Annotated in this window: 11 protein-coding genes and 1 pseudogene; 4 read left to right on the top strand and 8 right to left on the bottom strand. The window is 61.1% G+C overall.

All coding sequences use genetic code 11. From position 1 onward, the window contains the following. Positions 1 to 102: 102 nt before the first annotated feature. Complete coding sequence (locus ACSMXM_RS03495) at positions 103 to 2,136, top strand: lytic transglycosylase domain-containing protein (protein ID WP_460313989.1); 2,034 nt, start codon at positions 103 to 105, stop codon at positions 2,134 to 2,136. A 51-nt stretch (positions 2,137 to 2,187) separates the two neighbouring features. On the opposite strand, the gene ACSMXM_RS03490 is transcribed toward ACSMXM_RS03495, so the two are convergent. From ACSMXM_RS03490 to aspS, 3 genes are all read right to left on the bottom strand, one after another. Further along, positions 2,188 to 2,925, bottom strand: a complete 738-nt coding sequence (locus tag ACSMXM_RS03490) for a hypothetical protein (protein WP_460313988.1) — start codon at positions 2,923 to 2,925, stop codon at positions 2,188 to 2,190. Positions 2,926 to 2,992: 67 nt separating this feature from the next. Then, on the bottom strand, positions 2,993 to 3,751 hold the full coding sequence (locus tag ACSMXM_RS03485; RefSeq protein WP_460313986.1) for a polyphosphate kinase 2 family protein: 759 nt from the start codon (positions 3,749 to 3,751) through the stop codon (positions 2,993 to 2,995). Next, positions 3,738 to 5,570 carry an aspartate--tRNA ligase gene (gene aspS, locus ACSMXM_RS03480; RefSeq protein ID WP_460313984.1) on the bottom strand — a complete coding sequence of 611 codons (1,833 nt, stop codon included), beginning with the start codon at positions 5,568 to 5,570 and terminating at the stop codon, positions 3,738 to 3,740. Before aspS ends, ACSMXM_RS03485 begins: the two co-directional genes overlap by 14 nt. Positions 5,571 to 5,641: 71 nt before the next feature. Between aspS and rnd the strand changes: the two genes are divergently transcribed. Then, the gene (gene rnd, locus ACSMXM_RS03475) at positions 5,642 to 6,799 is read left to right on the top strand and encodes a ribonuclease D (protein ID WP_460313982.1); all 1,158 of its coding nucleotides are present in this window, start codon (positions 5,642 to 5,644) and stop codon (positions 6,797 to 6,799) included. A 42-nt stretch (positions 6,800 to 6,841) separates the two neighbouring features. On the opposite strand, the gene ACSMXM_RS03470 is transcribed toward rnd, so the two are convergent. Genes ACSMXM_RS03470 through ACSMXM_RS03455 form a run of 4 tightly spaced genes read right to left on the bottom strand, consistent with a single transcriptional unit; the run spans position 6,842 to position 12,570 of the window. Further along, positions 6,842 to 8,365, bottom strand: coding sequence for a Ppx/GppA phosphatase family protein (locus tag ACSMXM_RS03470; RefSeq protein WP_460313981.1), 1,524 nt, complete (start codon positions 8,363 to 8,365; stop codon positions 6,842 to 6,844). Next, on the bottom strand, positions 8,365 to 10,506 hold the full coding sequence (locus tag ACSMXM_RS03465) for an RNA degradosome polyphosphate kinase (protein WP_460316348.1): 2,142 nt from the start codon (positions 10,504 to 10,506) through the stop codon (positions 8,365 to 8,367). Before ACSMXM_RS03465 ends, ACSMXM_RS03470 begins: the two co-directional genes overlap by 1 nt. 9 nt (positions 10,507 to 10,515) lie before the next feature. After that, positions 10,516 to 11,124: an HdaA/DnaA family protein gene (locus ACSMXM_RS03460; RefSeq protein ID WP_460313979.1), complete on the bottom strand. Its 609-nt coding sequence runs from the start codon at positions 11,122 to 11,124 to the stop codon at positions 10,516 to 10,518. A gap of 48 nt (positions 11,125 to 11,172) precedes the next feature. Beyond that, the gene (locus ACSMXM_RS03455) at positions 11,173 to 12,570 is read right to left on the bottom strand and encodes a heavy-metal-associated domain-containing protein (RefSeq protein ID WP_460313978.1); all 1,398 of its coding nucleotides are present in this window, start codon (positions 12,568 to 12,570) and stop codon (positions 11,173 to 11,175) included. A 77-nt stretch (positions 12,571 to 12,647) separates the two neighbouring features. On the opposite strand from ACSMXM_RS03455, the gene purM reads away from it, so the two are divergent. Together purM and purN are read left to right on the top strand one after the other, a co-directional pair. Then, entirely contained in the window at positions 12,648 to 13,739 is a 1,092-nt protein-coding gene (purM, locus tag ACSMXM_RS03450) for a phosphoribosylformylglycinamidine cyclo-ligase (protein ID WP_460313976.1), read from the top strand. Continuing rightward, positions 13,732 to 14,307: pseudogene (gene purN, locus ACSMXM_RS03445) on the top strand (phosphoribosylglycinamide formyltransferase); the annotation flags it as partial. The gene purM and the pseudogene purN, both read left to right, overlap by 8 nt. 387 nt (positions 14,308 to 14,694) lie before the next feature. On the opposite strand, the gene lysM reads toward purN, so the two are convergent. Then, entirely contained in the window at positions 14,695 to 15,165 is a 471-nt protein-coding gene (lysM, locus tag ACSMXM_RS03440) for a peptidoglycan-binding protein LysM (RefSeq protein WP_460313974.1), read from the bottom strand. Positions 15,166 to 15,173: the final 8 nt, after the last annotated feature.

Raw genomic sequence — 15,173 nt, 5'->3', positions numbered from 1 at the left:
AACAGACCAACTTTTTAAACTGCTCATGCGTTCACGCAGGTGAAACCACCGCGCCGTTACGCAAGATACTATATGAATGGCTCTATGAACACGAGGAACCGCATGTCCACCCCTGCCCGTCTGCTCACGACTGCCGGAATTGGCGCCATGCTGGCCTCCGGATCCCTTGCCGCCACATCCCAGAACGAAGAGCCGACGCCTGTAGCGGCGACAACGGCCGAAACCAATCAAACGCCGCCGCCGCAGGCTGCCGCCGCCGCGGCCGCTTTGCCCGCCGAGCTGATCGTTGCGCGTTGGGAGCGGCTGCTCGACGCACGAGCGACGCCATCGCTGGGTGAATACACCGCCTTTCTGCGCGACTATCCAAATTTCCCCGACGAACTTGGCGTCCGCCAGCGCGCCGAAACCGCCATGACAGCTTCCACACCCATAGCGGAAAGGCTTGCATTTTTTGCCGTTTCCGAACCGTCGACAGCGGCCGGCCGTTTCCGCTACGCCGAAGCGCTGCGCCAAAGCGGCCGCGGCGAAGAGGCGATCGCCATGGCCAGAGAGGCTTGGCGATCAGGCTATCTGGATCGCGACACCCGCAGCGAGTTCCTCGCTCGGTTTGGCAGCGATATGCGTCCGGAAGATCATGCGCAGCGCGTCGACATGATGTTGTGGCGAGAGGATCTTGATGGCGCGGCGAACATGATCTCCTTGCTGGGCACCGATGACCGTGTTCTGACCTCCGCCCGTATCGCTTTGCAACGCGGCGCAAAATCGGACGGCAATGTCGAGGCCGCCTATGCCGCCATCGCAAATGTTCCCGAGGGGCTGAAACAGCATCCCGGGTTCATTGAGGATCTTTATCAATTCTACCGCGCGAACAGCCAAAGCGGGCAAGCCAGAGCGCTGCTTGCAAAGACCCGTATCGCCCCCGGCAGTGCCGCCGACCCGGACCGCTGGATGAAGGCGCACCTCAGCGCCGCGCAGTCCGCCGTCGCGGATCGACAGTATCAATTGGCCTATGAAATCTCTGCGCATCATGGCGGCCTCAGTTTCGCCACCCCGCTCCTCGACAATAATGGCGCGGAACGAGACACGTTCACCAGTCTGGAATGGCTTGCCGGCTGGACTGCACTGCACGACCTCAACCGGCCGGCGGACGCCATTCGTCACTTTCAGAATTTTTCCAACGCCGCCAATTTTGCGGCAACCCGTTCGCGTGGGTTATATTGGGCGGGACGTGCGGCGGAAGCGGCGGGACGCGCCGATGCCAACGCCTTCTTTGAAGAAGCGGCTAAGTACGAGCTGACCTTTTACGGCCAATTAGCCCACGAGAAATTGGGCCGGCCCCTTCAGATCGCAGCGGGAGATACACCGACGCCGTCGCCACAGACGGTCAGCGCCTGGAATGCCGATCCGCGCGTTCGGGCGGTACAAATCTACGGCCAACAAAACGAATCCGGCAAACAACAGCAATTTCTTAGCGCCCTGGCGGGAACGCTCACCCGGGAACAGCTGCCGCTATATGCACAGCTTGCACGGCAATGGGGACATGGAAGATATGCCATCCTGAATTCCCGCGGCGCCGATTCGACCGGGCCCGACGCCGTGGTCGACATTAGCTGGCGGACAATCGACCTGCCGCGCCAGACCGAGGGACAGTGGACGATGATTCACGCTATCACCCGTCAGGAAAGCCAGTTCGAAGTCGACGCTGTAAGTCCGGCAGGCGCACGCGGCCTGATGCAGCTGATGCGGCCCACAGCGCAGGAAACGGCGGGGAAGATCGGACTGCCCTATCGCCCCGAAGCGCTTACCAGTGATGGGGCCTATAATATTCAGCTGGGTAGCGCCTATTTCGCCAATTTGGTGGATTATTGGGCAGGCAGCCACGTACTCGCGATTGCCAGCTACAATGCTGGGCCAGGCAATGTCCGTAAGTGGATTGGGGAGCATGGAGACCCCCGCATGTCTGGCGTCGACGTTCTGGAATGGATCGAGGAAATCCCCTTCTATGAAACCAAGACATATGTTCGGAACGTGTTGGAAAACGCGGTAATCTATGACCAGATCCAGCCCCAGATGCGCCGAGGCGGCCCACAGGAGGCGAGATTGAGCTGGTATCTGGGGAAGAATGACAGGGGATAGCGGACAATCGAAAAACGGCTTTCAGCCAAGGCGACGCTTTGCGCTCACGCGTCAGCGGAATGCATAGCGGTATTCGTCTCGTAGTTCATAAAGCCCCTCATCGATCTCCCGACGCGACAATTGGCGGTCGCGATCATAGTCGGCTAATCTTTCGAAGGCCCGGTTCGCCCGGCCAGCCTCAGCCTCGGTCAGACGCCCATCGCGATTATTGTCGAACTGCCACATGACCCAGTGTCTGCCAGCGGGGTCGTCCTTCAGCCAGGGATGCAGCACGCGCCAGCCGTTGGCGGACGTGGGTCCGAAATAGCCATATCCCGGACGATAATCGCGCACATAGCCATAATCGCGGTAGCGGTCGTCCCAGCGGAAAACATCCGATCCCCAAAAATGCGGCCGATAGATGTAACTGGGGCGCGGGCGCACGATGACCCTGGGGGGCAAATATTGCCGTTGCGGGCCGCGATCGTAATGTTTGCCGCGCCAGTTATCGTTGCGATCGCCGCGCTTGTCATGACGTCCGCTCTGGTAGCGATCCCTGTCATCGCGGTGGTCTCCCCCGCGAGCGTCGCGCCAGGACCGCTCGCGCCCGCCCTCGAAGCGGCCCCTATCCCGGCGGTCGCCATCGGCCCGGGGTCCTCTATCGCGACTATCGCCCCAGTTTCCACGCTCGGCCGAACGTTCGGAACGTGAGCGGTCGCCCCCTTCTTGAGCATTGGCCCCGGTGGGTAATCCGGCCAGCAGCATCAGCGCTGCACCGGCCCCAAGCCACCTCACATAGGTTCGTGTCATGTGATTTCTCCTCGACAGCGTCCCACTGTCCTCTGGAAAGCTCTAACCATCCCGTTTGAACCGCCCGTTAAGGCTCGCGCCTCACATTCTTGAGGGGCGAGGTACCGAACGCCTCGGTCGCCAATCGGACAATTTCCTGGTCGAGCGGCGGCGGTTCCAGTGACACATCATCTTCAAGGTGGTGAAGGATAGCGCCGATGGCGGCCAGCCGCGCCTTCTTCTTTTTGCGGCCATCCACCCTGACCCAAGGAGCTTGCGAACAGCCCGTCTTCGCCAACATATCGTCGATCGCTGCCTCATAGTCGGCGCGACGCGACCTGTTGCGGAAATCGTCCTGCGACAGCTTCCAGTGCTTTGCAGGATTGGCAAAGCGCGCAAGGAAACGCTTGTCCTGGGTTTCGGCGTCCACATCCATGAACAACTTTACGACGCGGGCGCCATCGCTCGCCAACAAGGCCTCGAAATGATTTATTTCCCCATAAGCGCGCGACCATTCCGTTTCGCTGGCGAGACCCTCGACTCGCTCGACCAGGACGCGGCCGTACCAACTGCGGTCGAAGACGCACATGGTGCCGTCCGGGGGCATGCGCCGCCAGAAACGCCACAGATAATGGTGGCTGCGTTCTTCTTCGTCCGGCGCCGCCACCGGCCAGACCTTATAAAAGCGTGGGTCCAATGAAGCCGTCAGGCGGCGGATCGTGCCACCCTTCCCTGCGGCGTCGTGACCTTCGAACACGATGATCGCGCGCCGCCCGGTCCGCATATAGGCGGACTGAACGGCAACAAGACGTTCTTGTAAAGCTTTTAGATCCTTATTGTATCCCACCGTCATCCCGTGGCTTGATCATCGTCTCCGCAGCTTTGGGCGCGGTTTTCGCCTTTGGCAGGTCGAGCTTCAGATGCAGTTCCTTCAACTGCCGCTCAGAAACAGGCGAGGGAGCGTTCATCATCAGGTCTTCGGCGCGTTGATTCATGGGAAATAGCACGACTTCGCGAATATTGGGTTCGTTCGCCAGCAGCATGACGATGCGGTCGATACCAGGCGCGGACCCGCCATGCGGCGGCGCGCCATACTTGAAAGCGCCAATCATGCCAGCAAAGTCGCGGTCCACGTCTTCCCGGGAATATCCGGCAATTTCAAATGCCTTGTACATGATGTCCGGTCGGTGGTTACGAATGGCGCCAGACGAGAGTTCGACACCATTGCAGACGATGTCATATTGCCACGCGAGGATGTCGAGCGGGTCCTTCGTTTCCAGTGCCTCCAGCTCTCCCTGCGGCATTGAGAAGGGATTGTGCGAAAAGACAGTCTGGCCGGTTTCCTCGTCTCGCTCGAACATGGGGAAATCGACGATCCAGCAGAAATCGAAACGGTCTTCCGCAATCAGGTCAAGCTGCGTTCCCACCCGCGTGCGCGCCAGCCCCGCCAGCTTCGCCGCTTCATCGGCCTTACCGGCCGCAAAGAAAACACCGTCATTGTCGCCCAGGCCGAGCGCCTCGACGAGCTTGGCGGTGGCCTCAGCTCCGTGGTTCTTGGCAATTGGGCCGCCAGGCTCTCCATCGGTGATCTTTATGTAGCCCAGACCCGCATGCCCCTCGCTGCGTGCCCAGTCGTTCATCTCATCAAAGAATTTGCGGCTTTTCGACCCCGCCCCCGGCGCGGGAATTGCACGGACGACATTACCTGTGGCGACTAGCTTTGCAAAAAGGCCAAACCCTGAATCGGTGAAATGACCCGACACATCGCTGATTTCGATGGGGTTCCGCAGGTCGGGCTTGTCGCTGCCATATTTCAGCATGGCTTCGCGATAGGGAATGCGTGGGAACGGGGCCGCCGTCACCTTCTTGTCGGAAAACTCCTTGAAAACCTCCTCAAGAACAGGCTCAATCGCTGCAAAAACATCGTCTTGCGTCACAAAGCTCATCTCGAAGTCGAGCTGGTAGAACTCACCGGGACTGCGGTCCGCCCGCGCATCCTCATCCCGGAAACAGGGGGCAATCTGGAAATAGCGGTCGAATCCGGCCACCATCAACAGCTGCTTGAACATCTGCGGCGCCTGCGGCAGCGCATAGAATTTCCCTGGGTGCACGCGGCTGGGAACCAGATAATCGCGTGCGCCCTCGGGGCTGGACGCAGTCAGGATCGGCGTCTGCAATTCCTGAAATCCCTGACCGATCATGCGCTGGCGGATCGAGGAGATCACGTTGGATCGCAGCATGATGTTCGCATGCATTTTTTCGCGACGCAGATCCAGATAACGGTACTTTAGACGGATATCCTCAGGATATTCGGCATCGCCGAATACCGGCATCGGCAGTTCTGCGGCAGCCGACTGGACCTCGACCTCCTCTGCCCGCACCTCTATCTCGCCGGTAGGGAGGTCGACATTCACCGTCTCGTCGGAGCGGGCGATCACCTTGCCGGTAATCGTGACGACGCTTTCCACACGAAGGCCGTCGAGCGTAGCGAAATCGCCCTCGCCTTCCTCCGCGACGATCTGCGTAATGCCGTAATGGTCACGCAGGTCGACGAACAGCAGGCCGCCATGATCGCGCTTGCGGTGGATCCAGCCACTCAGGCGCACCTCTGTGCCGACATCGGCCTTTCGAAGCGCGGAACAGTCATGCGTACGATAGGCGTGCATCGGGTCGAAACTCCAGAAGGTATAAGGAAAGGACGCTGGCGCGAGCGGCGCACGCACCCTATGAATTCGTAATGAGCGATTACCAACTGATCACAGATACCGCCACCCTTCAAAGCTTCGTCGAGCATCTGCGTACCGCCGATTTCGTCACCGTCGATACGGAGTTCATGCGCGAGAGTACCTATTACCCCGAACTCTGCCTTATCCAGCTGGCAGGCAATGGCAGGGCTGCCGCCGTCGACCCAAAGGCCGATATCGATCTCGCCCCGCTATTGGATCTGCTGATCGATGAGGATGTGCTGAAGGTTATGCACGCCGCCGGACAAGATGTGGAAATCGTGTATCACCTGACCGGAAAGACGCCGTGGCCGCTGTTCGATACCCAGATCGCCGCAATGGCACTGGGGATGGGGGAGCAGCTTGGCTATGCCGGGTTGGTTCAGCAGATGCTGGGAATCGCGCTGGATAAAGGTGCGCGGTTTACCGACTGGGCACGCCGTCCCCTCGACAAGCGTCAGCTGGATTATGCGATTGCGGACGTAACCCATCTGGCAGACCTCTTTCCAAAGATGCTGTCTGAACTGAAGCGGCTGGGCCGGGGGGCATGGCTGGATGCCGATATGACCCGCCTGACCGATCCGGAGACATATGCGAACGATCCGGAAAAGGCCTGGTCCCGGGTAAAATTCCAGGGACGAAATCCTGAGGCGCTGGGGCGCCTTAAGGCGCTTGCAGCGTGGCGCGAACGTGAAGCGCAGAACAAGGATTTGCCGCGTGGACGCATCATCAAGGACGAAACCTTGGCTGACCTTGCCGGCCACCCCCCCACCGAGCAGGCGGGACTGGCGCGTGTACGCGGCCTTTCCCGCACCTGGGCGGACAATGATATTGGCGCGCGGCTGATGGATGCGCTGGAAAGGGCGAAGCCGATGGCCAAGTCCGAAATGCCGGAGAAGCCGCGCGGCCGGCCGCGCCTTGGCGCCGACTCTTCGCTGATCGCCGATCTGTTAAAACTTCTTCTAAAGGTTCGATCAAAGGAAGCTGATGTTGCAGCAAAATTGATCGGACGTGCGCAGGATTTGGAGCAACTTGCAGCAGGCGAACGCGACGATATTCCGCTGCTGGAAGGCTGGCGCTATGAAGTCTTTGGCAGGGATGCCCTGGCCTTGGTCGAAGGACGGCTCAGCTTCGCCGTGAAGGACGGCAAGATGGTGATGACGGAAATCTAGCCGCGCCGAATCTTCTCACACGGAAGTCGAGCTTACGCATACCTACATCACCCGTAGTTCATAAGGCATGGCGAGGTGAGCCGCCAGAAGACTGAGGCGGCGTTCCACGGCGCCTGACCACAGACAGGCATATTTGCTCGACAATTCGAGCACGACCTTGCCCTCCTCCCGTTTCAGCGCGCTTTGCGACAACGGTTCCGCAGTGCCGCCAGTAAGGCGCTGGCCGAGACGCAGAGCGAGCCCCCAGGACGTCGCCCTTTCCACTGCCTCGTAGCCCGCAAGCAGGCTCAACGGTGCAGGCAGTTGTTCGTTGAAATTGCCGCCATAAAGCGCGTAGAGCGCCGCGCCCAGAATGGCCCGGCCCCGCTGATCAATCCCTGCCCAATTACCGTGCAGAGCGAGGTCGAGTGCCCGCTCCGCCCGGAAATCCGGGTGCGCCCGCCAGGCGATGTCACTCAATTCCGCCGCAGCCCGGCGCAGACGGGTCGACTCCGCATCTTCGCCTTCGAACATCCCCTCCATCCAGCTCATCAGGGCACCGGCATGCTGGGGAAAGCGCCCCATGGCCGCCCCCTCCTCGCGCGCTGCGGAAATGAGGGGATCACGGCGCGCGATCTCCTGTGGCAAGGTATCGAAGAATACGCCTTCGCGGGTGCCGTAGGCACTGACGACTGCATGGCTCGACCCCAGCCGCTTCATGACCGCGCGCAACAGCAGCGCCGCACCCGGCAAGTGCGGCGTGCGGGAGGACGACACATTGGTGATGGACCGCATCCGCTTCTGACGAAGATTCGGAACGGCCCGGGCAAGGCGATCCACCGCCTTCGTCGACAATTCATATTGGTGAACGATATGGAGCGGGTAACTGGTCAGATGCATTTCTAGCTGCGCCAGAGCGCGCCACGAACCGCCCACCATGTAAAACGGCAACCCCTCACCTTCGACGGCCCACTCAACCTTGTCGAGCGCCTTCTTGACGATGCGGCGCATCTTGTCGGTGCCGCCCTTGCGGGCTTCGGCCAGCTTCAAACTACCGATCGGGAGTGACATCACCTTGCGCGGCTCCCCCCGTTTCAGCCGCACCAGCTCCAGGCTGCCGCCACCAAGGTCGCCGACGATCCCGTCAGCATCCGGGATACCGGCAAGAACGCCGAGGGCGGCATATTCGCCCTCTTCCTTGCCGTCGATGATGCGAATGTCGATGCCGGTGCGCTTCTTGACGGTTGCGACGAATTCAGGCCCATTGGAGGCTTCGCGCACGGCGGCGGTCGCAAAAGCCTCAATACTTCCCACCCGCATATCGCTGCAAAGGACCGCGAACCGCTCGAGAGTTGCGTAAGCTTCTGCCAGGCGGGCCTCGTCCATCGCCCCTGTTTCGGCGACTCCTGTCCCTAAACCAGCCATCACCTTCTCGTTAAACAGGGTGAATGGAGTGCGCCGGTCCTTGTGAAAGGCGACAAGGCGGATCGAGTTCGATCCAATGTCGATGACCGCACGAATCCGGTCGCCGGGTTCGACCGTCATGGCGCTTTGCAGAACTGGCGTTTCGGCGATCCGATCCGCCATCAAGATGCACCTGCTGAGTTTTTGGAGCTTGTGAGGTTGAGGCTGGGCACGTCGGGCGCATCCTCGATTACCGTACCACGTCCGCTAAGCGAGGGGTTGTTCATGAAATAATGGTGCACGTTGAACGGCTCCCCGGTGGCCTGGATGCGGTGATACGTGCCATCAGGCGCCAATTCCCAGCTTTGCTCGGTATCCTTCAGATTCGCCAGCATGACCTGATCGATGATCTGATCGTGCACCGTCGAATTGCGAACCGGCACCAGCACCTCGACACGGCGGTCCAGATTGCGCGGCATCAGATCAGCCGAGGCAATGAACAAATCCGCCTTATCCGACGGCAGCTCCGCTCCGTTGGCAAAGGCGTAGATGCGGCTATGCTCCAGGAAGCGCCCGACGATTGAGCGAACGCGGATGTTTTCGGACATGCCCGGCACACCGGGACGCAGACAGCAAATACCGCGCACGACCAGGTCAATCGACACCCCCTCGGCACTCGCGTCGTAAAGCCGCTCGATCAGTTCCGCATCGACCAGTGCGTTCATCTTCATCCAGATGCCAGACGGTTTGCCGGCCTGCTTATTCTCTATCTCGCGCTGAATAAGGCCAGACAGACGCTGGCGCAGGCTGTGCGGTGAAATTGCCATCGCTTCCAAGCGCTTCGGCTCAACATATGAAGTAATATAGTTGAAAATCTGCGCAGCGTCCCTGCCCAGCACGGGATCCGCACTGAACAGGCTGAGGTCGGTGTAAATTTTCGCTGTGACGGGATGATAGTTGCCGGTACCGAAATGACAGTAGGTGCGCAGTCCCTGCCCCTCCCGCCGCACAACCAGCGATATTTTGGCGTGCGTTTTCCATTCGATGAAACCGTAAACCACCTGAACGCCCGCGCGCTCAAGCTCCGCCGCCCAGGCGAGATTCTGCTCCTCATCGAACCTTGCTTTCAACTCCACTACGGCGGTCACCGATTTTCCTGCCTCGGCAGCATCGATCAGGGCGCGAATGACGGAGGACTGCTTGCCGGCGCGATAGAGGGTCTGCTTGATCGCGACGACATCGGGATCGGCTGCCGCCTGCCGCAGGAATGCAATCACCACCTCAAAACTTTCATAGGGATGATGAACAACAATGTCCTTCTCTCCTATGGCGGAGAAGCAATCTCCGCCATGCTCTCGGATTCTTTCAGGAAAACGCGCCGTATAGGGGGGGAATTTCAGGTCCGGCCGCGGCTCGTCGTACAATTGCATCAAATCGCCAATGCCTATGATGCCTTCCACAGTCGCGACGTCCTGTTCACCGATCTGGAACGCTTTTCGCACGACGCGGCAAACCCGGCCCGGCATGGCGGTTTCGACCTTCAGACGAATGACCTCCCCGCGCCGCCGCCGCTTTATCGCGGTCTGGAAATAGCGGACCAGATCCTCCGCTTCTTCCTCTACCTCGATATCGCTGTCTCGCAGGATCCGGAATACGCCGTCGCCCTCGATGGCATAACCGGGGAACAACTCGTTCACGTTCAGCCGGATGATATCCTCGATGGCGATGTAACGCGCATCCGCACCCGGCAGTCGCACAAATCGGGGCAGAGCCGGCGGCATCATCACCAGCGCCATCAGGTCCTCGTCTGTCTCCGGATGTTCGAGCGCCATGACGAGGCCAAGGCCCTTATTGCCGATGAACGGAAAGGGGTGCGCGGGATCGATCGTCTGGGGGGTGAGCACCGGAAAAATCTGCGCCAGATAATAATCCGACAGCCATTCGCGTTCCGCCGAATCGATTGTCGAGGGAGACAACACTTCCACGCCGCTCGCCTCAAGGTCGCGTCTGAGACTGGACCAGATGTCCTGCTGATCCTGCATCAGCTTTTCTGCTTCCACCAGAACAGCGGCCAAGGCTTCCTTGGGTGACATCCCATCGGGCGAGCGGCTTTCAACCCCCTCTTCCACCTGCCCCCGCAGGCCGGCGACGCGAACCATGTAAAATTCGTCGAGATTATCGCCTGATATCGCCAGGAATTTCAGACGCTCCAACAGCGGATGCGCGGTGTTCACCGCCTCTTCGAGAACTCGCTCGTTAAACTTCAGCCAGGAAAGCTCCCGGTTGAAATAGCGCTCGCTGGCATCCCCGGCTCCAGTCGACATCAATTCCACTCAATCCTCCTGGTCGAACAACGTCCTCCTGGCGAGGGGAACGGACAGATTTCTACCCATGGCAAGCGCAGCGGCATCCAGCCGAGCGGCGGCATCGTGTATTGCCGCATAACGCCTTTCCAGCCTTAGCGCGACATAGGACAGCACGTCCGGCGGAGCGACGACGCCCCGCGCCCTTAGCGCTTTTGCCAGCAGTTCGGGCATCAACGCCTCGTCCGGTTCTTCTATCCGTAGAATCGGCAAAGACCGCACCCGGGAGCCGAGATCGGCTAGCGTAATGGTCCAGGATGCAGGCGGCGTACGCGCCGTGATCAACAAGGCGGCACCGCCATTCCTGGCACGATTTGCGAGATGAAAAAGTCCTGCCTCATCCCGGTCTTGATCGGCATCCTCTACAACGACGAGGCATTTACCGGCACGCTGGCTCGTCAGGCGGGCGAGGTGGGATTTCCCCGATCCCTCCGGACCAAGGAGGACCGCCCCGCCTTCAGGCCACTCCCTCCACTGATCGATCTGGGCGACTGCGCTTCGATTGGCATCGGAAACGAAGAACCTGCTCTGTCCGGGACCGCCCCGATAGGAGAGCGGCAAGGGCATCTGCCCAGTCATTCGAACGCCGGTTCCGATAGGGAGATCGACCTGCCGGGGAATGCGAGATCATCCATCAATGTCAGGTAGCAGCGGTTCCGGTGCGTTCTCGGCGTCAGGAGCGTCAGGAGCGTCAGGAGTGGCCGGCGATGGCGGAGATCCGGGCGGCGGCGCCGGACCAGAACCCGGCGGCGTGTTGGCAGGGTCAGGGATGGGCGATGCCGATGGGCTGGGGATGGCGGGGGGCGGCAAAGGTGCCTCGCCCTCAATCCTTGGGCGCAAGCGATATCCGACCTCGCCCGGTTCCAGCCGAAGGCCGCGACTGTCGAGGGAATAACGAAGGTTGGCAAGCTCCCCGGCATAGGCAATGCGGACGATTGAGGTACCCCCGATATTCAAGGTTTCCAAAGTAAAGCCCGCCACCTGTGGCACCTGATCGAGCACCGCCCTGATGCGGGTCCAGTCGTCGGCTTCCGGCGTCACCACGGTCGCCGTCAACGCCTGCTCGGCCGTGAATCCGTCGTCCAATTGCCCGGCGGGGGCCTCGATCGGAGCGAGGGCGACGCTAAGCGAATCGTCGGCCACTATCGTTCCGTCCTGCAATGCGCGGGAATAAATACCATCGATGCGCTTGATCGCATCCGCCAGCATGTCGGAAATGCCAGCGGTGCCGTTCGCACTGAGCGTGAATGTCTGCAACACGGTACTGTCGGGACCGTAGCGGGCCACGAACTGGCCCGTGACAGGACCGCCAGGGTATGAGCGGATCAGCCGCGCCTCTGCCACCAAAACATTGTCCGCATCATATTTGGTTAGCGCAGCACGCCATAGCGCGCGGTCATCCCGAAGCGCCTGCCAACTGCCCAGCAGGATCCTGTCGGCGACCGTCGCTTGTGGCCGGACATAGTCGATGACGCTGGCGCCGGTGGAAAATTCCTGCCACGCCGCGAACCAGGCACTGTCAGGATCCAGTGTCGAAGCAGCGCCCGCATCCGTCAGCAAGGGAATCAACAGCAGGGGACCGGACTGCAACACCCGCGCCCCGGCCGGCAACCGGCGCCCTGCGCGGGTTCGTTCGAATATGACGCCGAGGGTCGCGATATAGCGACCATCGCCAAACCGCTCCGCCTCCACCTCGATCGACTCGATCATCGCATCCAGCGCCGCGTCGGTCATGGCAGGGGCCTCGTCGATCTCATTGCCGGTCATGCGCGCCCAGAGCCGCGGCCAGGCCCGTCGGGGTGCCTCCCGAAAGGCGGCGTCGCGCGCCTGCTCTACGGTTGCGGCCCGCACATCGAGTTGGATGCCGTCCACGGCAAAGGCGACGCCTGCCCCCGCGGCGGCGGAGTCTGCCTCTGCCTCTCTCGCAGATCCCCTGCCCTCCACATCCTGCTGCGCGTCGGCAGCGTTCAACATCAGCGCGCCAAGAAGCAGCGCGGCCAGGACAAGGAAACCTCGAAACATCATGCGCTCGCCCCTAGCGCACCCAAGAGGCTATTTGGGAGTCGGATTCTGACCGGCGAGGCGTTAAGCGCGCGGGTCATATGACAAAGACCGGCTATACATATGAGCAGGCGGGCGTTTCGATCGCCGCCGGAAACGCCCTTGTTCGCGCCATCGCGCCTCTTGTGGCGGCGACCAAGCGGCCCGGCAGCGATGCCGATATTGGCGGCTTTGGCGCGTTCTTCGATCCAAAGGCGGCGGGTTTCAACGACCCCCTGCTGGTCGCGGCGACCGATGGCGTCGGTACGAAGCTGAAGCTGGCCATCGACATGAACCGGCACGAGAGCGTCGGCATCGACCTGGTGGCGATGTGCGTCAACGACCTGATCGTTCAGGGTGCCGAGCCGCTGTTCTTTCTGGACTATTTTGCAACCGGCAAGCTGGAGGCCGGCGTTGCGGAAGCCGTGGTCGCGGGCATCGCCGAAGGATGCCGCCAGGCGGGCTGCGCGCTGATCGGCGGCGAGACGGCGGAAATGCCCGGCATGTATGGCGCAGGCGATTACGACCTTGCGGGCTTTTGCGTGGGCGCGGTGGAGCGGGGCGACCAGCTGACCGGAGAGACGATTGCGGCTGGCGACGTCATACTGGGCATTGCCTCGAACGGATTTCATTCCAACGGCTATTCACTGGTGCGCCGCATCGTCGATGATTTCGGCCACGATCTTTCCGCACCCGCGCCCTTCGACGCATCGCGCAGCCTTGGCGAAGCTTTGCTTGAACCGACCCGCATCTATATCGAATCGCTGCTGCCTGCAGTGCGCAGCGGCGGGATCAAGGCGCTGGCGCACATAACCGGCGGCGGCCTGCTGGAGAACATCCCCCGGGTGCTGGGCAAGACGCACCGGGCGGTACTGGACGCAAATAGCTGGACGCTGCCGTCGGCCATCGACTGGATTCGCGACCAAGGCAGCATCGCGCCCGCCGAACTGGCCCGCACGTTCAATTGCGGCATCGGCATGGCGGTGATTTGCGCCGCGGCCGACGCCGACAGGCTGACCCAGATGCTGACCGAAGCGGGAGAGACAGTGAACCGGATCGGCCAGATTGAAGAGGGCGAACGCGCCACCATCGTCACTGGCGCGGAAGGATCGTGGGGCAACCCAGAAGCGTGGACGGCCCGCTACGATGGCTGAGCGGGCGCGGGTTGCCGTGCTGATATCCGGCACCGGCAGCAATATGGCCGCCCTCCTCTATGCGTCGAAGGCGGACGATTGCCCCTATGAAATCGGACTTGTCCTGTCGAACGATCCTGCCGCCGCAGGTCTGCAAATCGCAAAGGCCGAAGGGATCCCGGTCTGGGCACAAAGCCATCGGGGGATGGAGCGGTCCGCGTTCGATGCCCTGATCGACGAGCAACTGACAGAGGCAGGAGCGGATTACGTCGCCCTGGCGGGGTATATGCGGCTGCTGTCGCCGGAATTCGTGGCGAAATGGCAGGACCGCATGCTGAACATCCACCCTTCACTGCTGCCCAAATATAAGGGGCTGGACACGTTCCGGCGGGCGCTGGAGGCCGGTGACGAATTTGCGGGCTGCTCCATCCACGTCGTGACAGCCGGAGTCGACGAGGGCCCGGTGCTGGGGCAGACGAAAGTCCGCATTACGGCGGGAGACACGCCGGACAGTCTGGCCCGCCGCGTTCAATTTGCCGAGCACCAGCTTTATCCACGGACATTGTCCGCGTGGATCACACAGCAGCGGTCACGCGCCGAATAAGCCGGGCGAGCGGCGCGATTCAGGCAAACCGGACAGCCCCTCGGAATTTTCGAACCGGACAAAACGCACACTCAGCGCGCATGTGCGCGCGCGCGTACGTGCCTGCGAGCTACGGGCGGACAACCCGCCCTGACGCCCCCACCGGCGTAGCTGAGCTCTTGTGTCGATGAGAAGGAACAGCCCTAACGATCTCATTTGAAATCCTATTTTTCAAAAAATTTCAAAGATCTTTGGTCGATTTCTCCGACGCTGTGATCATGCGGTCACAGAACTGTGCGGTTTGGTGTGCGGTTTTGCTGTCCGGTTAGGCGTACGCGCTGGCTCGGCCTTTTGTGGGCGCGCAGGGTCTGGATTACCCCGCGCGCCGAGATTTCAGGCGCTCGCGCCAGAGGGGCCGTCGGCGGGGATGCGCAAAACCTGGCCGGGATAAATCTTGTCGGGATCGGTCAGCATTGGCTTGTTCGCCTCGAAGATGACGGGATATTTCCCGGCGTCCCCATAATATTCCTTGGCGATCTTCGACAGATTGTCGCCGCTTGCAACCGTGTGGAAGCGGCTGGCCGGGGCGCTCGACGGGGCGCCCTCGGTATCCATTTCATCATCGTCGACCTGCTCGATATGCTTGGTGTTCCCAGCCAGCACCATCAGCTTTTCCTTGGTGGCCTGATCGGGCACCTTGCCGCTGAGTTTGACTTTGTTCCCTTCCACGCGAACCTTGATGTCGCCCTTCAGACCCATCCGTTCGATTTCGTCGCGGATCTTCTCCGCCTTCTTTTCTGCCGGCGTCTGTTCGTCGAACAGTTCCTTGCCCTTGTCGCGCTTGAAGAAGTCGAAAATGCCCATGGTGCTAC

The sequence above is a fragment of the Pacificimonas sp. ICDLI1SI03 genome (assembly GCF_054740865.1).
The sequence above is the reverse complement of the archived record's forward strand: the minus strand, read 5'-3'. Positions and strand labels throughout refer to the sequence as shown.